This is a genomic window from Halopseudomonas sp. SMJS2 (assembly GCF_029866945.1).
GTDB lineage: Bacteria > Pseudomonadota > Gammaproteobacteria > Pseudomonadales > Pseudomonadaceae > Halopseudomonas > Halopseudomonas bauzanensis.
The window spans coordinates 1419261-1443745 of sequence record NZ_CP123445.1; the positions used below are offsets into that span (position 1 = coordinate 1419261).

At 59.8% G+C, this 24485-nt stretch carries 16 protein-coding genes and 1 pseudogene; 5 read left to right on the plus strand and 12 right to left on the minus strand.

The annotated features are described in order from the left end of the window. From QAO71_RS06720 to QAO71_RS06750, 7 genes are all read right to left on the minus strand, one after another. The gene (locus QAO71_RS06720) at window positions 1-1146 is read right to left on the minus strand and encodes a glycosyltransferase family 4 protein (protein ID WP_074780009.1); all 1146 of its coding nucleotides are present in this window, start codon (window positions 1144-1146) and stop codon (window positions 1-3) included. A gap of 37 nt (window positions 1147-1183) precedes the next feature. Continuing rightward, a complete protein-coding gene (locus QAO71_RS06725) occupies window positions 1184-2185 on the minus strand; it encodes a glycosyltransferase family 1 protein (RefSeq protein ID WP_036992474.1) in 1002 nt (333 codons plus the stop codon). Further along, the gene (locus QAO71_RS06730; RefSeq protein ID WP_074780007.1) at window positions 2160-3470 is read right to left on the minus strand and encodes an O-antigen ligase family protein; all 1311 of its coding nucleotides are present in this window, start codon (window positions 3468-3470) and stop codon (window positions 2160-2162) included. Before QAO71_RS06730 ends, QAO71_RS06725 begins: the two co-directional genes overlap by 26 nt. A gap of 55 nt (window positions 3471-3525) precedes the next feature. Beyond that, window positions 3526-4737: a glycosyltransferase family 4 protein gene (locus QAO71_RS06735; protein ID WP_280165534.1), complete on the minus strand. Its 1212-nt coding sequence runs from the start codon at window positions 4735-4737 to the stop codon at window positions 3526-3528. A 1-nt stretch (window position 4738) separates the two neighbouring features. Further along, window positions 4739-6061, minus strand: coding sequence for a UDP-glucose/GDP-mannose dehydrogenase family protein (locus QAO71_RS06740; protein WP_280165535.1), 1323 nt, complete (start codon window positions 6059-6061; stop codon window positions 4739-4741). 55 nt (window positions 6062-6116) lie between these two features. Beyond that, a complete protein-coding gene (locus QAO71_RS06745; protein WP_136869831.1) occupies window positions 6117-8342 on the minus strand; it encodes a polysaccharide biosynthesis tyrosine autokinase in 2226 nt (741 codons plus the stop codon). A gap of 211 nt (window positions 8343-8553) precedes the next feature. Next, window positions 8554-9666 (minus strand): winged helix-turn-helix domain-containing protein, encoded by a 1113-nt coding sequence (locus QAO71_RS06750; RefSeq protein WP_280165536.1) that lies wholly within the window; start codon window positions 9664-9666, stop codon window positions 8554-8556. Window positions 9667-9891: 225 nt separating this feature from the next. Here QAO71_RS06750 and QAO71_RS06755 point away from each other — a divergent pair, with 225 nt between their 5' ends. Continuing rightward, a complete protein-coding gene (locus tag QAO71_RS06755) occupies window positions 9892-10878 on the plus strand; it encodes an ATP-grasp fold amidoligase family protein (protein ID WP_074779996.1) in 987 nt (328 codons plus the stop codon). Window positions 10879-10881: 3 nt separating this feature from the next. Then, a complete protein-coding gene (locus tag QAO71_RS06760) occupies window positions 10882-12936 on the plus strand; it encodes an acyltransferase family protein (RefSeq protein WP_280165537.1) in 2055 nt (684 codons plus the stop codon). Between the two features lie 6 nt (window positions 12937-12942). On the opposite strand, the gene cadR is transcribed toward QAO71_RS06760, so the two are convergent. Continuing rightward, a complete protein-coding gene (gene cadR / locus QAO71_RS06765; protein WP_036992467.1) occupies window positions 12943-13353 on the minus strand; it encodes a Cd(II)/Pb(II)-responsive transcriptional regulator in 411 nt (136 codons plus the stop codon). Between the two features lie 75 nt (window positions 13354-13428). On the opposite strand from cadR, the gene QAO71_RS06770 reads away from it, so the two are divergent. Then, window positions 13429-15612 carry a heavy metal translocating P-type ATPase gene (locus QAO71_RS06770; RefSeq protein WP_280165538.1) on the plus strand — a complete coding sequence of 728 codons (2184 nt, stop codon included), beginning with the start codon at window positions 13429-13431 and terminating at the stop codon, window positions 15610-15612. 61 nt (window positions 15613-15673) lie between these two features. Here QAO71_RS06770 and glmS read toward each other — a convergent pair whose 3' ends face one another. After that, window positions 15674-17500 (minus strand): glutamine--fructose-6-phosphate transaminase (isomerizing), encoded by a 1827-nt coding sequence (gene glmS / locus QAO71_RS06775; protein ID WP_280165539.1) that lies wholly within the window; start codon window positions 17498-17500, stop codon window positions 15674-15676. A gap of 181 nt (window positions 17501-17681) precedes the next feature. Here glmS and acnA point away from each other — a divergent pair. Then, a pseudogene (gene acnA / locus QAO71_RS06780) lies at window positions 17682-20422 on the plus strand (aconitate hydratase AcnA). A gap of 187 nt (window positions 20423-20609) precedes the next feature. On the opposite strand, the gene QAO71_RS06785 reads toward acnA, so the two are convergent. Continuing rightward, window positions 20610-22442 (minus strand): ABC transporter ATP-binding protein, encoded by a 1833-nt coding sequence (locus QAO71_RS06785; protein ID WP_280165540.1) that lies wholly within the window; start codon window positions 22440-22442, stop codon window positions 20610-20612. A gap of 213 nt (window positions 22443-22655) precedes the next feature. Here QAO71_RS06785 and QAO71_RS06790 point away from each other — a divergent pair, with 213 nt between their 5' ends. Continuing rightward, a complete protein-coding gene (locus QAO71_RS06790; protein WP_280165541.1) occupies window positions 22656-23447 on the plus strand; it encodes a spermidine synthase in 792 nt (263 codons plus the stop codon). Between the two features lie 6 nt (window positions 23448-23453). On the opposite strand, the gene QAO71_RS06795 is transcribed toward QAO71_RS06790, so the two are convergent. Both QAO71_RS06795 and QAO71_RS06800 read right to left on the minus strand, forming a co-directional pair. Continuing rightward, complete coding sequence (locus tag QAO71_RS06795; RefSeq protein ID WP_036992458.1) at window positions 23454-23945, minus strand: SprT family zinc-dependent metalloprotease; 492 nt, start codon at window positions 23943-23945, stop codon at window positions 23454-23456. 3 nt (window positions 23946-23948) lie between these two features. Further along, window positions 23949-24416 carry an NAD(P)H-dependent oxidoreductase gene (locus QAO71_RS06800; RefSeq protein WP_280165542.1) on the minus strand — a complete coding sequence of 156 codons (468 nt, stop codon included), beginning with the start codon at window positions 24414-24416 and terminating at the stop codon, window positions 23949-23951. Between the last annotated feature and the right edge of the window lie 69 nt (window positions 24417-24485).

Consider the following 24485-nt stretch of genomic DNA (forward strand, 5'->3'; position numbering starts at 1 on the left):
TCATACTCCTGCAAGGGTTAAGGTGGAGTTCGGTTGGAACTCCTGGATGGCTGCATCCACGGTCTGGGAGAACCGTTCGTGGAACAGCTCAATGGAAAAGTTTTCCGCTTGTTCGCGGCAGTTTTCGGGACGGATACCATGGCCAATGGTTTCGAACCGCTCGACCGCCTGGATCAGTGATTCGGTGGTCTGCTGGGGAAAGAACAGGCCGGTCCTGCCGTCGATCACGGTTTCCAGTGCGCCGCCCTTGCCGTAGGCAATGACCGGGGTGCCGCAAGCCATTGCCTCGACCGGCGTGATGCCAAAATCCTCCTCTGCGGCGAACACGAATGCCTTGGCTCGTTGCATGTAGTGGCGCATCTGTGGGAAGGGCAGGAAGCCGGTGACCCTTATGTTGGCGCTGCCGGCGGCGACCGCACGGACCTTGTCGAGGTCCGGCCCGTCACCGATGATCACCAGCTGCTGGTTGGGCATCTGCCGAAAGGCCTGGGCGATAAGGTCCATGCGCTTATAGGGCACCATGCGCGATGCCGCGACATAGAAGTTCTGCTTGTCCCGCTCAAGATTGAAGTCGGTGATGTTTACTGGCGGATACACCACCTCGGCTGGCCGCCGATAGCACTTCTGCACCCGCCGGGCAATGAATTCGGAGTTGGCGATGAAGGCGTTGACACCCAGCGAGGACCGCGCATCGAAGTTGCGGATGTAATGCAGCGACCAGCGCGCGATCCAGTTCTTCAGGCCTCTGCTCAGCCCCGACTGCAATAGATACTGGTGTTGCAGGTCCCAGGCATAACGCACTGGAGAATGGATATAGCAGATATGCAGCTGGTCCGGCCCGGTCAGTACCCCCTTGGCGACCGCGTGGGAACTGGAAATGATCAGGTCATAGTTGCTCAGATCGAACTGTTCAATAGCCAGCGGCATGAGCGGCAGATAGCTGCGGTAACGCGTTCGGGCGAAAGGCATGCGCTGGAGAAAGGAGGTGGTTGCCTGTTTACCATTGAGAAATGCCCGCTGATCGTCCTCTAGAAAGTCGATCAGGGAATACAGGTCAGCCTCGGGGTAGAGCCGCAAAATCTGCTCGACCACGCGTTCTGCACCGGAGTAAACGGTAAGCCAGTCGACGACAATGGCAACTTTCATGGTGAGTTCCTTGTTGAGATGAGGCGGGACAGGCTGATCATTGGGCTTGCAGCTGCGTCAGAACATCTCTGACCAGGCTCGCGGTTCTGTCCCAGGTGAAGTTCCGAGACTGCGTCAACCCTCTGTTGCAGAGTCGGCTGCTCAATTCGGCATTTTCGGCCACCGCAATCATCGCCAGGGATATGCTGTCGCTGTCATGGGGATCGATATAGAGCGCGGCATTGCCTCCCACTTCTGGCATTGAAGTTAGTTCCGAAGTGATGACCGGTGTGCCGCAGGCCATGCTTTCAGCCACGGGGAGGCCGAAACCTTCATAGAGTGAGGGGAAGACCGTGGCGATAGCACCGCGGTACCAGCTCGCCAGCTCGGTTTCGCAGAGATGACCGGTGAACAGCACTTGCTGCTGCAGGCCCTCACGGGAAATCAGTTGCTGCAAGGCATTATTGGCCTTGCCGGTGAATACCAATTTGCAGTCGCGGTGCAGGCCGCTGAGCTTGAACGCCTCTATCAGACGCTTTTCATTTTTGTGGCCCTTGCGGTTGCTGCAGCAGAAGAAATAGGCGTAACCGGGCTGCATGGGGGAGACCTCGGCATGGAATATATCGCTGACCCCATTGCCGACTACCGTCACCCGCTCGGGATCGCAACCGGCCCATTCGACGATCCGCCCACGGGAGAACTCCGACACGGTCAGTACCTGCTCGGCGCGATGGATCGCCGGGCGGATGATGAGCTGATAATAGAGTCGCTTCAGGGTGGAGCTGTTGTGTTCGACATCGATATGGTTGAGGTCATGGATGGTGAAGACGAAAGGCAGCCGGCTTCCCGACGGGGGTATGTAACCGGGGCTGTACAACGCCTTCGCACCGCTACCGGCAAGCCAGCGACCGAGCCGGACTGACGAGGAAAAGGAAGCGGGAGGGCTCGGGTCGTCAAACAGACAGGTAAAGTTGAGACGGTCCTGCAACTCCGTGGCAAATCGACCGATGCCGTGCTGGCCAATCCACCTGGAATCAAAAGCTATGTGCGAATGTTCCATGCGGGCTCCGAAAAGGATGGGGGGACTTCAGGCTTACGCAGAGCTGGTCGAAGTAGAAAAACAGAGCCAGCACTGGCAGCAGCCAGAAGGGGTAAAACACAATCTGATTGAAATGCCCGGCCCAGAGCAGGGTGAGCGCGGTGTAAATCAATAACTTGCGAAACAGCAGATAGGGCAGGGGCGAAGGGAGCTGGCGTAACTTGCCGCTGATGACCCAGGCCCATAGGCTGCCTGCCACCAAGGTCACCAAAGTGCCGATGAATCCGTAGCTCATGATCACCATCTGCAGGCTGGAGTCGACCTTGGTGCCATCTTTGAACAAATAGCGGATGGCGAAGTTGTAACCGTGGCCGAGCAGCGGGTGCTGGGCGATCAGTTCCGTGCCGGTATCGAACGCCCGCAGCCGTGACAGCGCCGAGCCGTCATCACGAGTCGTGGTGAAGCGTTCGACCACTCGCTCCACCTGGCTGTCGAAAACATATATCAGCGCCAAAACGAGAAAAGGTGAAAGCAACAGGAAGTAAACATGGGCCGGTCGCACGCCGATGTGCTTGCTCTGATACTGGGTGACCATGCTCAGGATGCGCAGGCCGAATACGCAAGCGAATGCCAGCAGCGCCAGGGAAATGCCTGAACGGGAGAAGCTGAACAGCAGGGCGATCACCATCAGCAGGAAGATCGCAAAATAGCTGCTGCGCTGTATCAGCAAGGTGCCCATGAGGATTGGCAATACGATGATAGTGCCGAAGAAGTTTGGGTCCAGGTAGGTCGAGACCAGGCGGAACTGATGGGGGTCGCCGGTAAAACTGATACCCATCTGTTCCAATTTGAGCCATAGCACTGTGGAGTCGGGATAAATAACCAGCAGCACGAAACTGAACAGAGCTGCGGCGCCATAGGTGACAACGTAGGCCTTGGTCAGACGGGTAATGTCATCACGGAAAATCCAGTGCAGCGCCACGCCAGCGGCGAAGCCCGAGAGGATCATCGCGCTAAGCCGGATGTTGTAGAACATCGAGTCCAGCGCCAAGCCATAATGGTAGATGCCGACACCCAGAGAAAAGGCGTTGACCGCGAGCAGAAAGAGTACCGCCCGGGAGGTGATCAACCGCTTGAAGTTCTTGATCAGGATGGGCGCGGCGCATAAGTAGATCACCAGCTCGCTGGCATTGACGTTGCCGAAGGAACCAGCAATTGGCACAAAGCGTGGCAGATTGCCGAACACGACAAATAGACATACCAGCGCCAGAAAGGCGGCATTGAGTCGAAGATACTGGGTTTTCATGGGGTCTCGGGCGGCTGAGCGCGGCGCGATGTAGCGGCAGGTAGGCTGCCGGGGTTCAGGTAATGGTCTGGGTTGGTGAAAGTGGTTCGGTCTGATCGGTATGCAGGGTCTGATAAACGTCGATATACCGAGCCGTGATGCGGTCGCCGGAAAACTGCGTGGCCCAGGCCAGGCATTGTTCACGCAGCTGTTGCCGGTCGGTAGCTGCCAATCGCTGGGCTGCGGTAACAAAGGCATTGATGTCACCGGCGGGGCAAGCATAGCCAGTCTCGCCGGCACTGATGATCTCGGGGATGCCCCCGGCATCCGAGGCGACCACCGGTACACCATGGGCATTGGCCTCCAATACCACGCGACCCAAGGGCTCGGCCCACTGCGACGGCACCAGCAGGATGTCGATGTCTGGAAAGAATTCATCCGGTGATACGTGCCCCAGCCAGGCCAGATCCAGGCCGGCATAGGTTGATTGCAGCCTGGCCACGTAGGCGCTGTCACCCCGGCCGGCGAGGCATAGCCGGTATCCGGGACCGAGCCGACGGCATACCTGCAGCGCCGTTTCCACACCCTTGGCCGGTTCTATTCGACCTAAATAGCCGAGCGTCAGGCCGCCGTTGGCTGGGAACGAACGTGATGAGGGTAGCGGTTGGGCTACCGAGTTGTAGATCACCTTGGCAGGCGCCGCACGGAAGTAGCCCAGGCGCAGATGCAAAGCACGAACGTGGTTGCTGATTGCTACGTACTGCTGAACGCGCCGGGACCGCCACTTCTTGATCAGGGAAAATAGCCGACAGCTCAGCGAGCCTGGATCCTGGTTACGGTTGCCGTCATAGAGCGTGCAGTTGGGATGGATCAGATAATAGTCACGCGTGGTATGCACTACCGGGATGCCAAGTGCATGCGCCGCGTCCCATACCGCGACCGAGAAACCGGCCAGATTATTGGTGTGCAGCAGGTCCGGCTGTATCTGTCTTAGCAAACGGGAGACATCGAGCCGGGCGAGCGGGTTGTAGATATCCAGCAAATGCCACAACAACCGCAGCGGTCGCGCAGGGGAGCCGGTAAAAGGCCAATACAGATTGCGCAGAGGCAGTCGATACAGCGTAACGCCGTGCAACTGATCGACGCGGCTGTCCGGAGCGTCGTGCAGACTGATCACGCTGACCTCATGCCCCTGGTCCGCCATGGCTTCGGCCAGCAACTGCACCGAGACCTCGGCTCCGCCGATCCGGTAGGGGTAATACAGCGTATTGAGAATGGCGATCTTCATTTCAGCGTCCGGTGGCGTAGTATTGAAAGCCGTTCTTCGCCATGCGTCTGGGGTCATAGAGGTTACGGCCGTCGAAGACCACCGGCTTGTTGAGGTAGTTGCGAATCAGCTCGAAATCCGGCGCTTTGAAAGCCTGCCAATCGGTCACCACGACCAGGGCATCGGCCCCCTTGAGTGCCGACTCCTTGGTACCGCACAGCTGCAGCTCATCGCAATCCAGATAAAGGCGCTGAGTTTCTTCCATGGCTTCGGGATCGTAGGCGCGGACCCGTGCACCGGCTTTCCAGAGCGCTTCCATCAACACCCGGCTGGGTGCTTCGCGCATATCATTGGTATTGGGTTTGAAGGCCAACCCCCAGATGGCGAAGGTCTTGCCGTGGAGGTCCCCCTGAAAGTGTCGGGAAATCTTGCGAAACAGCATGGTCTTCTGCTCTTGGTTGCGTGACTCCACTGCTCGTAGCAGCCGGGCATCGAAATCGACGATCTCGGCGGTCCGTATCAGCGCCTGGATGTCCTTGGGGAAACAGGAGCCGCCATAGCCGGCACCGGGGTAGATGAAGTGGTAGCCGATGCGCGGGTCCGAGCCGATACCCTGGCGTACCATCTCGATATCCGCGCCGAGTAACTCGGCCAGATTGGCCATTTCGTTCATGAAACTGATCTTGGTTGCCAGCATGCAATTGGCTGCATACTTGGTCAGTTCGGCGCTCTGCACATCCATGACGATGATCTTTTCATGGTTGCGATTGAAGGGCGCATACAACTCGCGCATCACTTCCTCGGCGTCGCTGCTGTCGGATCCTATGATGATCCGGTCCGGGCGCATGCAGTCAGCCACCGCTGAACCTTCCTTGAGAAACTCGGGATTGGACACGACATCAAAGGTCAGCGCCGGGTCGTCGCGCCTGGCCAGCACGCCGTTGACCGTTTCGCAGACCTGACGCGCGGTCCCCACCGGCACCGTGGACTTGTTGATGATGATGCGGTGCCCATCCATGTGTTCGGCAATGGTCGCGGCGACGGCCAGGACATACTGCAGGTCGGCGGAACCATCTTCATCCGGCGGCGTGCCGACCGCGATGAATTGCACTGTGCCATGACGGACCCCGACAGGGGCGTCGGTGGTGAACTGCAGCCGGCCAGCGGCGTGGTTGTCGCGCACCAGGTTCTCCAGGCCGGGTTCGTAGATCGGAATCTGACCTTGTTGCAGACGCTCGATCTTGCCCGGGTCCACATCCACACAGATAACGTGATGGCCGACTTCTGCCAGCACGGCGCCCTGCACCAATCCTACATAGCCGGTACCAAATACGGTTACTTTCATGATCATTCCTCAGAGAATCCAGCGCGCTTCTATGGCAGTCGGGTGAGTGAGGGGCCTATGCTTTTTCCGATTTGTATTCGTAGAAGTAATGGCCGTACTGACTGTATCCATAGGCGGATGACTTTTTGATTACGGCATTGAAGATGGCCCCTTTGAGCTGAATATCGTCCTGTTCGAAGCAGCGTTTGGCGGCTTCGATCTCCTTGGCCGAATTCTGTCCGAAACGCGTGACCAGCAGGCTGATACCGGCTTCACGACCGACGATGGAGGCATCGGTGACGGCCAGTACCGGTGGGGTATCAATGATGATGAGATCGTATCGGTCGTCGATCTCCCTGAGGAAACGGCGAAAGTTCTCATGCATCAGGAGTTCGGATGGGTTGGGTGGAATGCGGCCCCGTGCCATCAAGTGCAGGTTGTCCATCTCGGTGCGCTGGATGGCGGTGTCGATATCGATGCGGGCAGTCAGCAGATCGGACAGACCATCCCTTGCCGGTAGCCGAAATACCTTGTTGAGGTAGCCCTTGCGCATATCCGCGTCGATCAACAGGATTTTCTGTCCGGTCTGAGCCATGCTGGCGGCCAGGTTCACGGCGACGAAGGACTTGCCTACGGAGGGGCTGGGTCCCGAGATCATCAGGACATTGTTCATCGCCTCGGCATGGGCGAAATGCAGGCTGGTACGCAGGCGCCGCAAGGACTCCACCGCGAGGTCGGCGGGGTTCTTCAGTGCCAGGATCAGACTGTCACGTTGTGCGGCGCGGCTATTACTGCGCATCTGCTTCTCCAGATGTTCCTGATCTTTGCTGAAGGGAATGGCAGCATAGACCGGCAGGCCGAGCTGTTCGATGAGTTCGGGGTTTTCCACTCCGCGATTGTGCATCTGGCGCAGCAGGACCAGGGCGACGCCGAGGAACCCGCCGAACAGCGTGGCCAGGATGGTGACAATAGTCTTACGCGGCTTGACGGGACGCGACACGCTGGCGTCGGCTGCATCGATGATACGCACGTTCCCGACGGTGCCAGCGCGCAGGACGTCCAGTTCCTGCGAGCGGTTGAGCATTGCGGTATATACCTCGGTGGTTACCGCAACATCACGTGACAACCGCAGCAGCTCTTGTTGAGTCTCGGGCAATTCATCGACCTTCTTGCTCAATTCGTTGCGCTGGCGCTGCAGTTGCTGGGTCTGCTCCAGCAGAATCTGATAGGACGGGTGCTCACCAGTAAAGCGGCGCTGCAGCTCGGTACGCTTGAGTTCCTGTTCGGAGATCAAGGTATCCAGCTCGATGATCTGGTTCAGCACTGACTGGGTCTCGATGGAGATGTCCACGGACCTGCTGCTCATCTGGAAGTCATTCAGTGCCTGTTCATAGCGCTCCAACTCGGAGCGTACCTGGGGCAGCTGTTCACGCAGAAACTGCAGGCTTTGCGCGGCCTCCGCCGAGTTACGTTCGACGTTCTGGCGCACATAGAGTCGACTGACTTCGTCCAGAACCCGGATCGCATACTGGTGATCGGCGTGTTGCAGGGACAGGCTGATGATACCGGAATCCTTGGCGCGCTCGCTGGCGTCCAACTCGCTTTGGAAATACATGATGGTGTTCAGCAGGCGGTTTCGGGCTACTGTGAAGCGGGTGCCGGGACGGGCCTGGAGCCTGGCGATTTGCACCCTGAATCCGTTCTGCTCGACCTGTTGACCGACCTGGCCGGTCAGCAGTTGCTCATCATTGCCGTCATATAGACTGAAGTAGTCATGGGCGCCGGCGACCAGGGTAAGCGGTGTGTCCAGGTAAGCGGTAGGTACATGTAGCTGGAATATTTCCAACTCTTCACCGCCCCAGGCGTATTCGACCAGGCCAAACCAGGGTAGGGCCAGCTCACCAGCGAACTCGGGCTGGAAGCGCCGCGCCGCCCATTCGCCGAAAACCGGAAAGTAATTGGGTGCCGCTACCGTATCCAGCTTGAGGTTGGTAACCGCCTGACCGATCACCGCTCTGGACTTGATCAGCTCGATCTCGGTAACGGCCTTGGAGGGGCCGCCAAATACATCCGACAGCTCCGACATACCTGCCAGGCCACCACTTTTTTCTTCAATCTGGATCAGAGCGTTGGCCTGGTATATCGGGGTGGTCAGAATGGCGTAGGTCATGCCAAGTAGAGCGAACCCCAGGGTCAATCCGGCGATGATCCATTTGCCATCGATCAACGCGCCGAAAAGCACCGCCAAGTCGATTTCGTCGGTACTGCTCTGATTCCGATAGGGGGAGGTGATGTTTTGCATGATTTCCCTTGCGCATGCGCATGATGAAGTGGTCTTGAAGCGTCGGTTCCAAGTGGTTGGGGTGAGGCTTCAGGCACGCTACCGCCCCAGGATTTGCAGTCGGATCCTGAAGACTGTTGTCGCTATGTATGGTTGAACTTCTCAGGCGGGCATACGGCAGCCACAACGGCTACTGCACGTTTGAGAAAGGCAGTTGGTAATAAAAAGTTCGTTACTGCCGGAGCATGCTGGCTGAGGTCGCCGTCCAGATCTCAGGCTTCTGGTGATGTCCGATACGATGGGTGTACAACGGTTTTATAAATTCTTCCACGGACTCCGGGCGCAATGAAGGGCAGGAGTGCGTGGCTGCTTCGATGATGTGCTGGAGCGATCTGTTGGTAATGTCCTGTCGCCAGTCGGGAAGCAGCGGTCGGGAAAAATCCGATGTTAGTAACTGATACAGCAGAATCCCCAGCGAGTAGATATCACTGCGCGGGGTTACATCGTCGTTGCGGTAGGTTTCCGGCGCCCGGTAAAAGCAGCAGCAGCTTGTTTTATGGGGCTGCCCGGGATTCGCCAGGGACTTTTCCGGTGCGGTAATCCGTATGCGGCCGTTATCCGCAACGATGAGATTGTCCGGTTGCAAGAACGCATGGACAGTGCCTCTGGAGTGTTGCTCGGACACTTCCCTCGCCAAGCTCATGAACAGGTTGAGCCGTTGTTCGATTGGCATGATGTCCAGGTGACGCTGTCCGGCCCAGGCTTCCAAGGTAGCGCCACCTGCATGGTGGAAGGCGCGTGCTCCCGCATGCGTTGTATTCATTGCGGTGCCTGCATCCAGAATCATTCCAGCCCGATCGAATCCGGCGGGGTTCAGGGGAATTACATCCAGATGGTGGAACGAGGGGGCGGGCGGCGCTATCCGGGCGCTGGTGAACAGGGGATCGCCGATGGCTGCGCCTGCGCCGACGTATGGCTGTGTCGGAATGATATCGCAATCGGCCTGAGCCTCCATTTTCTTCACCGGTCCTTTGATCCGGTAGCCGACCCGGGGGATGGTGACCAACAGCAGCGCATTGACGCCCAGCGCCTTACGTAGTTTGGCCATGGCGTTGGCGAGTACGTTTTCCACGGTAATCCGCCCGCCCCAGACGGTATGCAATAACTCTCCCTTGGTTACTACCTCGTCGGCGTGCTCGAGAATTTTTGCCAGCAACACCAAGGGCCTGCGTTCGATTGCTACCGGTGATCCATCGATTCTAAGTTCGAAGCGCGCTTCGTTAAACTCCGCTGTACCGAAAAAATATCGATACAGCCTGGCAGGTCGCTTGTGCAGTAAATCCATTGCTATCTCCCTCTCTGCATGGGTCACGCCGGATATTAAGGCAGATAATTCAAGATTAAGTTTTGTTCGTTAGCAATTGGTTATAGATCGGTTATTACGCTGTAGTCGTTACTGATTCGTGAAGGCGCACCGCTCGGTTTCGTGCCTGAATGTTTTGAAATTGGCATGGGCAGTCGTATATTGCCGCGCCGGGTCAGGGGTTTCCTCACTTGTTGGGGTGTTTATATGGATGTTGATGATAAGTTCTCCGAAAAGCTGGCCAGGATGGTGAAATCTTCGTTTACCTTGTCGGTCGTTGATATGCTCCCGGAGTGGGCTGAGTACCAACTCAGATACCTGAAACGGCACAGGAAACTGTGCAATTTCCGCGACCCGCAAAGGTTGTCCGAAAAGTTGCATCATCGAATGCGCTATCCCTTGCCACATTTTTCACGCTTGGCCGATAAGGTGTTGGTTCGTGATTATATTCGAGACACAGTAGGAGACAGATTCAATGTTCCCTTGTATGCCGCCATGGAAGTGGTAACTGCGTCACAGTTTGAATGTTTGCCTGATAGTTTTGTCATGAAAACGAATAACAGCAGCGGTGCGGTCAAGATTGTTTCCGACAAGTCTCGGGAAGACATGGAGCAACTTGCAGCGTTGAGTAATGCCTGGTTGCGAGACGACTTTTCCCGACGTCGAGGCGAACGGCATTACAAGGCCATCCGCCCTCAGGTGCTGTTCGAACAGGCATTACTGACAGCCAATGGGCCGCCGGCGGATTACAAGATTCATGTATTCAACCCCGTGGAAGGGGATAGCTACCTGTTTATCCAGGTGATTAACGGGCGGTTCGGCCGTATGACCCAGAATCTGTTCTCCGCAGATTGGCAGGAATTGCCGTTCCGTCTTGGCGAGACGTTGCCTCCCAGTATCGATACCGGCATTACCCGCGCTCCTGCCGAGCTGGCCGAGATGCTCGATGTTGCCCGGCGGCTGGCGCAACCTTTTGGCTATTGCCGGGTGGACATGTATGTGTTCGAGGGGCGGATCTACGTGGGGGAGATCACTTTCACCCCAGGAGCCGGGGCTTTCAAGCTGTACCCCGCGGAGTGGGACCTGAAACTGGGGGCATTGTTTCGTTGGCCGGAGCTGCCGCTGTCGGCTATTACCCTCGAAGCGATTGGACGCGGCCGCCATTTTCATGATGCGGTCAACGAGTTGGGGTGAATCATGGGCAAGCCTGTAACTACCGGTGTTTCGGATACCGGGGCATTCCGCGGAGATATCGAAGGTCTGAGAGCGCTGGCGGCGTTGCTGGTCGCCATCTTCCACATCTGGATGAACAAGGTCTCCGGCGGGGTGGATGTATTCTTCGTGGTGTCTGGCTACCTGATCACGCTCTCACTGCTCAGGCAATACGACCAGCAGGGGCGGGTGCGACCGCTGGTGTTCTGGGCGGGGCTGGCGCGGCGGCTATTGCCGGCCGCTCTGTTGGTGATCGCGGCAGTATTGCTGGGGACCTGGCTGCTGTTACCCCGGTCGCTGTGGATGTCCGCAATGAAGGAAAGCCTGGCGGCGATGTTCTATATGGAGAACTGGCTGCTGGCGTTGAACTCGGTGGATTATCTGGCGCGAGACAATCTGCCGAGCCCGGTGCAACATTACTGGGCGCTGTCGGCGCAGGGGCAATTCTATGCGCTCTGGCCATTCGTGGTCATGCTGGCGCTGTATCTGAGTTCACGTTTGGCACTGAGCCAACGACGGGGGCTCTTGCTGACCTTCGTTAGTGTGTTCATGCTCTCGCTCGGGTTTTCCATCATCCATACTGCGGCGAATCAGACTTTTGCCTATTTCAACACCTTTGCCCGGGTCTGGCAGTTCGCACTCGGGGGGCTTGTCGCCATCACGCCATGGATAACGGTCAATGGTAGTTTGCGCCGGCCGCTGGGCTGGATAGGGCTGGCCGCCATCGTCAGCTGCGGGTTTCTGCTGGATGTGTCGCTGAGCTTCCCGGGTTATGCCGCGTTGTGGCCCTCGCTGGGCGCGGCGCTGGTGCTTGGTGCCGGTGCGGGCATGCTGCCGTTGAGCGCACGGAACTTGCTGTCGATCCGGCCATTGGTCTGGCTGGGCGGGATCAGTTATGCCTTCTATCTGTGGCACTGGCCGGTGATGATTTTCTTGCGGGCGAGTTTCGGTGAACCGGCCACCACCTGGTATGGCGGAGTGGTGATCATGCTGCTGTCGTTGATCCTGGCCTGGCTCACTACCCGGTTGGTCGAAAAACCGCTACGCAAACACCTCGGGCGACGGTCTCCTGGTTTCGCCTACGCGGCCGGGTTGGCGGCAGTGGCCCCGCTGGTGCTGGCAATCCTGCTGTGGCGCAACGAGGTGAAGGACCTGACCGAGGAATACCGGGTGCCCGAAGTAGTCGACGCCACTCTCTATCCTGGTGCCCGGGTGCTGGCCGATGGCAGCCCCGCCGGAGGCGTCACCCATGCTGCCATTGTTCCGGAACCCTTTATGGCCAGCAGGGATGTTCCCAGACCCTACCGGGAAGGTTGCCACCAGGACCTGTATGGTACCGAGGCCACGCCTTGCCATTACGGGAGCGCCGACGGGGAGACGACTATCGCGGTGGCCGGCAGTTCGCACGCCACGCACTGGGTGCCCGCTCTGGATGTCATCGCCCAGCAGCGCAACTGGCGACTGGTGAGCTATACCAAGAATGGTTGCCGCTTTACCGCGCTGGTTGAGGAATCACCGGAGAATCGGCAGAACTCCTGTGCCCAATGGAACGACAATGTACTCGCGGCTATTGCCGAACTCGAACCGGATTTCGTCTTCACCACAGCCACGGTAGCGATGACAGTCGATCAGCCCGAGCATGTGCCTGAAGGTTACGTGCAGCAGTGGCAGAAGCTGCAGGCGCTGGGCTTCAAGGTACTCGCGGTGCGCGATACTCCTTTCATGGGTTTTCATGTACCGACCTGCGTCGATATGAACGGGGCAAACTCACCCCAATGTTCCCGGCCGCGCAACGCTGCCTTGACGGAGACCTTGGTGCTGGAGCAATTGAACGTTGCGGGTACAGCCGCGCATTTCATCGATATGAGCGATTATTTCTGTACCCGTGATACCTGTCCGGCGGTCGTGGGCAACGTTCTGGTCTACAAGGACAAGAGCCATATTTCGACCGTCTACATGAAATCCCTGAGCAGCTATCTGGGACAAGAAATCGACCAAGCGATGCAAGAGCATGCCGAGCGCCATCTTGTTGAGCGCTGACGGCTTCTATGTATGACATGAACTGTCCGTCAGGCCCTGCAGTATTCCGCAGGCTTCCATCGGGCGGACGCCGGCGCACTTTTCGCGCAATATTATCAGGTGCTGCTTGAGTTGACCCAGAGCTTCAATCTGGTCTTCCACCTGTTGGATGTGCGTGTCCAGCATGGCATTCACTTCACTGCAATCCAGGGTAGGATTCTCCCGTAGGCTCAGCAGAGCCCGAATCTCCCCGAGCGACATGTCCAGCGAGCGGCAATGGCGAATGAACTGCAGCCGCTCGAGGTGGGCTTCGTTGTAGAGCCGGTAATTCCCCTCGCTGCGCGCTGGTTCCGGCAGCAGTCGCTCTTTCTCATAGTAACGAATGGTCACGACCTCGCAGCCGGTACGTCGGGCCAGTTCGCCGATTCTGATATCCATGTTTGCTCCCGCTTGACTCTATAGTGGCTATAGGGATTCTAATCCCAATACCGAACGACAAGTCAAGGAAATGCCATGAGCGAAGTGCCAACCAGAGAATGCGGCTGCGACAGCGTCCATGCCGCCACTGTCATCCCGGAGGTGACCCAGCCGTCAGGGACAGCTGCGGCGGTTGCCCGATATCACGTGGAGAATATGGACTGCCCCACGGAAGAGGCGCTGATCCGCAATAAGCTCGCCGGTCTGCCCGGTATCGTGGGATTGGACTTCAACTTGCTCCAGCGCAAACTGACTGTGCATCACAATCTGGCTTCGCTGGTACCGGTGGAGCGCGCCCTGGCGGCCATCGGTATGCGGGCGGTGCAGCATGATGATCGGGGCGAAGCGCCGCCTCCGGCGCAGAGCAATACTCGCTGGTGGACCTTGGTTGTCGCGTTGGTTGCCGCTGGTGCGGCGGAAGTCGTGTATTGGGTTCAGGGCGGGAATCACTGGCTGGTGATGCTGTTGGCATTGGGCGCCATTTTCACTGGTGGTCTTTCCACTTACCGCAAGGGCTGGATCGCTCTCAGACATGGCAACCTCAACATCAACGCGCTGATGTCCATCGCTGTCACCGGGGCCATGCTGATCGGCCACTGGCCGGAAGCGGCAATGGTAATGGTGCTTTTTGCCCTGGCGGAGGTCATCGAGGCCAGGTCTCTGGACCGCGCCCGCAATGCCATCCGCAAGCTGCTGGATCTGGCGCCGGAGCGAGCTACGGTGCAGCAACCTGATGGTAGCTGGCTGGAAGTAGAGGCCAGGCAGGTTACGGTCGGCAGTCGGGTACGGGTACGCCCCGGTGAGCGTATCGCCCTGGATGGCGAGGTACTGGAAGGCCGCTCGACCGTGAACCAGGCACCCATCACCGGCGAGAGTCTGCCGGTCGAGAAGGCGCCGGGGGACGTGGTGTTCGCCGGTACCATCAACGAGTCCGGGTCTTTCGAGCTGGGTGTCACTGCGCCAGCCGACCAATCCACGCTGGCACGCATCATCCATGCGGTAGAGGCGGCGCAGGCCAGTCGTGCGCCCACCCAGCGTTTCGTTGACCGCTTTGCCCGCTGGTACACGCCTGCCATATTCGCCCTGGCGGTAGCGGTGGCGGTATTGCCGCCGCTGTTCATGGCCGGCGGTTGGCTGGATTGGATCTACCGGGCCCTGGTGCTGCTGGTCGTCGCGTGTCCTTGTGCACTGGTTATCTCCACGCCGGTCAGCATCGTCAGTGGACTGGCGGCGGCCGCCCGGCAAGGCATCCTGATCAAGGGTGGGGCCTACCTTGAGGAAGGCCACAAGCTGCGGTGGTTGGCGTTGGACAAGACCGGAACCATTACCCACGGTAAGCCGGTCCAGACTGATTTCATTCCCCTGGCTGGGCATGATCCGGCTGACAGTCGCACGCTGGCGGCCAGTCTGGCACGGCGATCCGACCATCCGGTGTCCCGGGCCATCACCGATGCGGCGTTGGCGGATGGGCTGGCGCTGCATGAGGTAACGGATTTCGAAGCGCTGCCGGGCCGGGGAGCACGTGGTGTGATCGACGGCAGGCTGTGTCACCTAGGCAATCAGCGGCTGCTGGAAGAACTGGGGCTAAGTAGGGTGGCAGAAGGGCTGCCGGTCGCCGATCTGGAAGCGCAGGGCAAAAGCGTGGTGTTGCTGGTGGTCGAGGGCGAGGTGCGGAGCCTGTTTGCCGTCGCCGACACGATCCGGGACAGTAGCCGCGAGGCGCTGGCCGAGTTACATGACCTGGGCATCCAGACGCTGATGCTCAGCGGTGACAATCCCCATGCTGCGCGAGCAATTGCCAATCAAGCCGGCATCGACCGCGCCGAGGGTAACCTGTTGCCTGAAGACAAGGCGCGGGCAATCGAACGCCTGGCTGATGAAGGAAAGGTGGGCATGGTGGGTGACGGCATCAACGACGCGCCGGCGTTGGCGCGGGCGGATATCGGTTTTGCCATGGGCGCGGCGGGCACCGACATTGCCATCGAGACTGCCGATGTGGCACTGATGAGTGATGATCTGCGCAAGATACCGGCGTTCGTGCGCCTGTCTCGGGCGACCTCGCGGGTATTGATGCAGAACATTGTGCTGGCTCTGGGAATAAAGGCGGTGTTTCTGGTGCTGACCTTTACCGGGGATGCGACCATGTGGATGGCGGTCTTTGCCGATATGGGGGCGAGTTTGCTGGTGGTGGCGAATGGGTTGCGGTTGCTGCGTGGATGAGGTGATCTGATGTGGAGCTGGGCGGCCCCAGCCCTCTCCCGCGAGGGGAGAGGGCCTACGCCTACTCCACCGTCACCGATTTGGCCAGATTGCGGGGTTTATCCACATCGGTGCCTTTGACCAGCGCCACGTGGTAGCTGAGCAATTGCAGGGGGATGGTGTAGATAATTGGCGAGATGATGTCATCGACCTGCGGCAAACTGATGGTGTCACTGTCATCACCGGGTTGTTCGATGGTTTCACAGGCGAAGGTGATCAGCTGTCCGCCCCGTGCGCGCACTTCTTCCAGGTTGGATTTGAGTTTTTCCAGCAGGCTGTCGCTGGGCGCGACGCTGACCACGGGCATGTCTTCATCGACCAGCGCCAATGGGCCATGCTTTAGCTCGCCGGCGGCGTAGGCTTCAGCGTGAATATAGGAGATCTCCTTCAGCTTGAGCGCACCTTCCATGGCGATAGGGTAGTGCGGGCCGCGACCGAGGAACAAGGCGTGGTGCTTGTTGGCGAAGCGCTCGGCCAGGGTGGTGATGGCTGGCTCCAATGTCAGCACCGCCTCAATCAACGGCGGCAGTTGGCGCAGGGCGGCGACGTTCGCGGCCACCTGTTTGGGCGACAGGCCGCGCACCTGCACCAGCGCGGTAGTCAGCCATAGCAGCGCCACCAGCTGGGTGGTAAAGGCCTTGGTCGAGGCCACACCGATCTCCGGGCCGGCCTGGGTCAGCAGTCGCCAGTCGGCTTCACGGACCAGAGAGCTGCCGGCCACGTTGCAGATGGCCAGCGATGCGAGATAGCCCTGGTCCTTGGCGAAGCGCAGGGCGGCCAGGGTGTCGGCGGTTTCACCAGACTGGGAAATGGTGATCAGCAATGTATTGGCCGGCACCACCACAGTGCGATAGCGGTATTCGCTGGCAACCTCGACCTGGCAGGGCAAGCCGGCCTGGGATTCGATCCAGTAGCGTGCAACCAGGCCAGCATGATAACTGGTGCCACAGGCGACGATATGGATGTTCTGTACCTGCGCCAGACGGCTTTCGGCATCTGGACCGAGGATGGCTGTCAGCACATGGTCATCGCCGAGGGTGCCGCTGAGGGTATTGCTGATGGCCTCGGGCTGCTCGAAGATTTCCTTGAGCATGTAGTGGCGGTATTCACCCTTGTCCAGGCTGTGCGCCGCGTGCTCGTAGCGCTTGACCGGGCGCTCCACCTTGGCGCGTTCACGATCCCAGATCTCGCAACCATCGATGGTCAGGCGGGCATGGTCGCCTTCATCCAGATAACGGAAGCGGTCGGTCACCTGCAGCAGCGCCAGCGGATCGGAGGCGATATAGGATTCGCCACTGCCTTCGCCAATGACCAGCGGACTGCCCATACGGGCGCAATACAGGTTCTGCGGTTCGTCCTCGTGAATCAATGCCAGGGCGTAGGCACCGTGCAGTTCGCCCAGGGCGTTGCGGAAGGCCTGCAGCAGATTGCGCGTCTGGCTGTAATGCCAGGCAATCAGATGCGCGACCACTTCGGTATCGGTCTCGGAGGTGAACACATAGCCCAGATCGATCAGCCTGTGGCGCAGCGCCGAGTGATTCTCGATGATGCCGTTGTGCACGATCGCCAGTCCCTGGGATACATGTGGATGGGCATTATGCTCGGCCGGTTTGCCATGGGTTGCCCAGCGGGTGTGGGCGATGCCCAGGTTGCCGGCGGCGGGAGTGGCAGCGAGTGCGTTCTCAAGCTCGATTACCTTGCCGGTGGCGCGTACCCGCTGGATGCCGCTGTCGGCGTCGAATACGGCAACCCCGGCCGAATCATAACCGCGGTATTCCAGCCGGCGCAGGCCTTCGAGCAGGATGGGAGTGATATTACGCTGGGCGACGGCGCCGACGATTCCGCACATGGGATATTCCTTGTTTGCTAGCTGCAAAGACCGCAGTTTATCACCGGTAGGCCGGGTGCACGATATTGAGCTTCGGCCATGTTCTGAATTGTTCTGTTATCTGGACTATTCTGAAAGCTATCGGCCGGCGTACAGAGTTCGTGAGTGACCTGCCGGTCAACGTACTACCAAGAGGAGGCGCCTGATGTCGATTGACAGTTTGCAAACCCTGAGCAGCCTGCAAGTGGGTGACAGGACCTATCAGTATCACTCCCTGCCCAAGGCCGGTGAACTGCTGGGCGAGATCAACAGGTTGCCGATGTCGCTGAAAGTGCTGCTGGAGAACCTGCTGCGTCACGAGGATGGTGAAACGGTGACCCGCGAGGATATCCAGGCGATGGCTGACTGGCTGGTCAAGCGGCATTCGGACCGGGAGATCCAATACCGGCCGCGCGGGTGTTGATGCAGGACTTCACCGGGGTGCCGGCGGTGGTGGATCTGGCCGCGATGCGCGATGCCGTGGCGCGGGCCGGTGCCGACCCGCAGCGGATCAATCCGCTGTCACCGGTGGACCTGGTCATCGACCACTCGGTGATGGTGGACCACTTCGGCAACGATGCGGCCTTCCAAGGCAATGTCGAGATGGAGATGCAGCGTAACGGTGAACGGTATGCCTTCCTGCGCTGGGGCCAGAAGGCCTTCAACAATTTCCGGGTAGTGCCGCCGGGTACCGGCATCTGCCATCAGGTAAACCTGGAGTATCTGGCGCAGAGTGTCTGGGCGGCGGACGTCGATGGCCAGTGGTGGGCCTATCCGGACACCCTGGTGGGCACGGATTCGCACACCACCATGGTCAATGGCCTGGGCGTGCTGGGCTGGGGCGTCGGCGGCATCGAGGCCGAGGCGGCCATGCTCGGCCAGCCGGTGTCCATGCTGATCCCCGAGGTGGTGGGCTTCAAGCTGACCGGCAAATTGCGTGAGGGCATGACCGCCACCGATCTGGTGCTGACCGTGACCCAGATGCTGCGCCAGCACGGGGTAGTGGGTAAATTCGTCGAGTTCTACGGCGACGGTCTGGCAGACCTGCCATTGGCCGATCGCGCCACCATTGCCAATATGGCGCCGGAGTACGGCGCCACCTGCGGCTTCTTTCCCATTGATGATATTACCCTAGGCTACCTGCGCCTGACCGGCCGCCCCCAGGAGGTCGTCGAGCGGGTTGAAGCCTACGCCAAGGCGCAGGGGCTGTGGCGTGAGCCGGGTCATGAGCCGGTGTTCACCGATACCCTGCATCTGGATATGAACGAGGTCGAGCCGAGCCTGGCCGGGCCGCGCCGCCCCCAGGATCGGGTGCCCCTGGGCCAGGTACCCAAGGCGTTCGAGGAGTTGCTGGCGCTGCAGACGGCGACCATTGCCACTGATGTCGAGCGGTTGGAAGACGAAGGTGGTGGCGGTACGGCGGTGGGTGGCCCGCGCGGTGAAGTCTGTGTGACCATCGATGGCGAAGAGCACGTCCTGAAAAACGGCGCGGTGGTGATCGCCGCCATCACCTCCTGTACCAACACGTCCAACCCCAGCGTCATGATGGCGGCGGGGTTGCTGGCCAAGAAAGCGGTCGAGCGTGGCATTCAGCGCAAGCCGTGGGTCAAGTCGTCATTGGCGCCGGGGTCCAAGGTGGTAACCGACTATCTGGAGCGGGCCGGGTTGATCGATTATCTGGACCAGCTCGGTTTCAACCTGGTCGGCTATGGCTGCACCACTTGTATCGGCAACTCCGGCCCGCTGCCGGAGCCGATCAGCCATGCGGTCAGTGAGCATGATCTGGTGGTATCGGCGGTACTGTCCGGCAACCGCAACTTCGAGGGGCGGGTGCATCAGCAGGTCAAGGCCAACTGGCTGGCGTCGCCGCCTTTAGTGGTGGCTTATGCGCTGGCTGGCGATAGCCGCCTGAATCTGCAGGAAGAGCCGCTGGGGTTGGACCGTGACAACAAGCCGGTATTCCTGCGTGATCTGTGGCCGAGCAATGCCGAAATTGCCGAGGCGGTGGCACTGGTGGAAGACAACATGTTTCGTCGCCGTTACGCTGATGTATTCACCGGCGATGAACATTGGCAGTCAATCAGCGTGAGCGGTGGGGATACCTACACCTGGGACAGTCAGTCGACCTATGTCCAGAACCCTCCCTATTTCGAGCGCATTGATCAGCCACTGGAGCCGCTGCAGCCGATCCATCAGGCCCGGGTACTGGCGGTGTTCGGTGACTCGATCACCACGGATCATATCTCGCCGGCGGGGACTATCAAGTCCAGCTCACCGGCTGGGGAATATCTGCAACGGCTGGGTGTGAAGCCGGAAGACTTCAACTCCTATGGCTCGCGGCGCGGCAACCACGAAGTAATGATGCGCGGGACCTTCGCCAATATTCGCATCCGCAACCGCATGCTCGGTGGCGAGGAGGGTGGCCTGACTATCCATACTCCCAGCGGTGAGCGGATGTCCATCTACGATGCAGCTATGCGGTATCAGGCCGAAGGCACGCCCCTGGTGGTACTGGCGGGCAAGGAGTATGGCACTGGCTCCAGCCGCGACTGGGCAGCCAAGGGCACCAACCTGCTGGGTGTGAAAGCCGTCATTGCTGAGAGTTTCGAGCGTATCCACCGCTCCAACCTGGTTGGCATGGGCGTGTTACCCCTGCAGTTCATCAATGGGCAGAATGCCCCGACGCTGCAGCTGGACGGGCACGAGGTGCTGGATATCCCCGGCATCGACGACAACCTGCGCCCCGGGCAGATGCTCAAGGTCACGGCGCATCATCCGAGCGGTCGCCAGATCGAGTTCGAGGTGCTGTGCCGGATCGATACCGGCAATGAGGTGGATTACTTCAAGGCCGGTGGGATCCTGCATTATGTGCTGCGGGGTTTATTGGCGGAGGGTAAAGGGTAAGTCGGCGATGCCCCCGCGGACGTTGAGCCGTCCGAGGGGCGTTAAAAGCCCTGGGAGCGACGAGCCCGCGGGGCGCGATCGGACTCGATGGCGGAGTCAGCCGGTAACGCAGGTGTTGCCGGCCAATTCCGGTACGAGCTGGTGCTCGAACCTCCCAGGCATCCAGCGGACTATGGAAGGCTGGTGACTACAGATCCTCCCCCAGAAACCCGCCCGACTGCCGTGCCCATAACTGGGCATATAGTCCGCCCTGGCTGATCAACTCGGCATGACTGCCGTCTTCGACGATACGCCCCTGATCCATGACAATCAGCCGGTCCATTTCGGCGATGGTCGATAGTCGGTGGGCGATGGCGATCACGGTTTTGCCCTGCATCAGTTGATTGAGATTTTCCTGGATCGCGGCTTCGACTTCCGAATCCAGCGCCGAGGTGGCCTCGTCGAGAATCAGGATGGGCGCATCCTTGAGCATGACGCGGGCAATGGCGATGCGCTGGCGCTGACCGCCGGAGAGTTTCACCCCGCGCTCACCGACATGGGCATCATAGCCGCGACGGCCCCGGGCATCGCTCAAACCGGGGATGAAGCCGTCAGAATGGGCATTGCGCGCGGCCTGTAGCATCATCTCCTCGGTGGCGTCGGGGCGGCCATAGAGAATGTTGTCCCGTACCGAACGGTGCAGCAGCGAGGTGTCCTGGGTGACCATGCCGATATGCTCGCGCAGGGAGTCCTGGCTGACCTCGGCAATATTCTGCCCATCGATGAGAATGCGCCCGCCCTCCGCGTCGTAGAAGCGCAGCAGCAGATTCACCAGGGTCGACTTGCCCGCCCCGGAGCGGCCCACCAGGCCGATCCGCTCACCGGGACGGATGTGCAGATGCAGGTCATCCATCACCCCATGACCCTTGCCGTAATGAAACCGTACATGCTCGAACTGGATCTCGCCCCGGCTGACTTCCAGGCGCTTGGCATCCGGCTGATCGGTGATCAGTTGCGGACGGGAGATGGAGTTGATGCCGTCCTGCACGGTACCGACGTTCTCGAACAGCGCGGAGATTTCCCACATGATCCACTGCGACATGCCCCACAGACGCAACACCAGACCCACGGCCACCGCCACGGCGCCGACGCTGATGCTGCCCTGCAGCCATAGCCAGAGCGCCAGTCCGGTCACGCCCGCCAGCAGCATGCCGTTGAGCAGGTAGAGCGAGACGTTGACCAGGGTAACCAGCCGCATCTGGCGATAGACGGTTTCCATGAAGCCGGTCATGCCTTCGCGGGCGTGGGTGGCTTCGCGGCGGGCATGGGAGAACAGCTTCACCGTCTGGATATTGGTGTAGCTGTCGACCACGCTGCCGGTCATTACCGAGCGTGCATCGGCCTGGGCCTCGGCGACTTTGCCGAGTCGCGGGATGAAGTAGCGCATCATCAATGCATAGCCGGCCAGCCACGCCAGCATGGGGATGATCAGCCGCCAGTCGGCCAGCCCGACCACCAGCAGGGTGCCGAGGAAATACACCACCACGTAGTTGAGCACGTCGATCAGCTTGATCACGCATTCGCGTACCGCCAGCGCCGTCTGCATCATCTTGGTGGCGATACGGCCGGCAAATTCGTCCTGGTAGAAGGCCATCGACTGTCTGAGCAGATAACGATGCACCAGCCAGCGGATGCGCATCGGGTAATTGCCCATCAGCGTCTGATAGCTGAACAGCGAGTTGACCAGGATCAGCAATGGCAGCAGGGCCATGACCACCAGGAACATGCCGGTGAGCTTGAGCCCCTCGTTCTGCAGAAAGGTGCTGCGGTCCTGATTCGATAGCCAGTCGACGATATTGCCGAGGAAGCTGAACAGCCAGACTTCGGTGATGGCAATGCTCGCCATGAGCAAGGCGGCAATGATCAGGAATGGCCAAGAGCCGCGGGTGTAGTGCAGACAAAAAGCCAGTAGCTGGCGCGGGGGTTGGATCGGTTCTTCGGCAGGGAAGGGATCGAGACGTTGTTCAAACCAGCGGAACATGGAAGCAGCCTGTTGAAAACAGCAAAGGCTGGGCATTATGCGCGCAGAGGGGAGCATGGCTCAAGTGATGGAAAGGCCGAGGGGCAATGCTGACGACCATGAGAGGATGTACCTTGTGGGAGCGGGCTTGCCCGACGGCAAGACTTTTGTTGTGCCGTGCCCCACAATGGCCGGAATGATTCAGGCCATAGGTGATCCATGTCCTGGTGGAACATGTTTTTGGGAATGCTGTTGATGACCGATCAGGAGACCCTGCTGGAAAAGCGCCGCGACGATTACGGTACGCTGCGCATCACCGAGAACCGGGAAGGCTATCGCTTCCTCTATTTCGGCGAGCAGACCGAACAGAGTTGCATCTTCCTGGCCGATCCCGCGTGGCTGGAATATGACTATACCCGGGCAATGCTGTTGGGGGCCTACTGGTGCAGGTCTAACCCGCAGATGACGCTGTTGGGGTTGGGCGGTGGGGCCCTGGCCAATTGTTTGGTACGGCATTTTGCCCCCGCCGGGGTGCGGGTGATCGAACTGCGTGGGGAGGTGCTGGCGTTGGCGCGGGAGTGGCTGGGGCTTTCAGCCGACCCGCGATTGCAGGTCAGCATCGGCTGTGCCGAGAAGCATATTGCCGCCGCGCCGACCAGTTGCGATCTGCTGTGCGTCGATCTGTACATGGAGGGCGGCCTATCGCGTCTGCAATTGCAGGCGGACTTTTTCGCCGCCTGTCAGCGGGCATTGCGGCCCGGCGGCGTGCTGGTGATCAATCAATGGCAGATGGGCGAAACCGGCTTGCCTTATGCCGCCGCGATGCTGCGGGATCTGTTCGGCGACAGTTATCTGCAGGTGCAGGTCGAGGAGGGCAATATCATTCTATTCGTCCCGGCGGCGGGTGATCCGCCGCTGGCGCTGGATCGGTCGGCATTGGGCACCTGGGCGGCGGGAATGGAATCGCAGTTGGGTTACTCGCTTGCTCCCTATATCCGCGACCTGTCCCGCGCCGGAGATCATTAAGCCAGCTCAACCTTCCGTGCGCTGTTGCCCGGTAAAGTGCAGCAGGTCGCCGCAGCGTCGGCATTGATAGCGCCGGCCCCGACGCACCAGGGCATGGCGCTGGGGCGTGAACGGAATGCCCTCTGGGCAGCCACAGCGGTAGAGATAACGTGTGCTGCGTCGCTGCGCAACGGCGTAATCATGACAGCGCCGGGCAGGCAAACCATACAGGTCGGTCATCAAGGTTTGCCACTCCCGGCCATGGGCGCGAATCTCGCCGCCAAACAGCGCATGGGCGATCAGATGCGCGACTTCATGGGGAACGGTCTGCAGCAGAAAGTCATCACGGTTCTCCCGGTACATCTGCGCGTTGAACCGCAGCAGGTTGCGGTTCAGGTAGGCAACGCCGGCCTTCTGCCCGCGTAGATCGAGGCTGACGCTGGGACGTTCGAAGGGTCGGGAGAAGCGCTGTTCAGCCAACTGATAGCAGTGTTCCAGGCGGTGCAGTATCTGATCCATATGCTAGAAGATCCCGCTATCCAAGCCCGCGGCCATATACAGGCCCAACTCTTCGGCCTCCTCGTCAAAGCTGTCTTGCCACTCGCCGCGCAGCACCAGCGGGTCGCGGGCCCAGTTCCAGCGCAGGCCGGTGACGATGCTCTCCACCGCGCGGCGGGTGCCGGTGCCGTCCATGCCGGCGCGGATGTACAGTGCGCAGGGCAGCCCTTGCTTCTCTTCCAGTACCGGGTAGTAGCAGCGATCAAAGAAGTCTTTCAGGGCGCCGCTCATGTAACCGAGGTTTTCCGTCGTACCGAGGATGATGGCATCGGCCTGCATCACATCCTCGGGGCTGGCCAGCAACGGCGCCACCCAGCGGGTCGCGACATTTTCGATGTCGGGGCTGGCGGCCCCGCGCAGCACGGCCTCCACCAGCTTGCGGGTGTTATCCGATGGTGCATGGGCGACCACCAGCAGGCATTTTTTGGGCATGATTTTTCTCCTTCCGGAGGGTAAGGCTGGATGCGGGGCCCAGTGTAGACGTTTAGGCCATTGATTGGC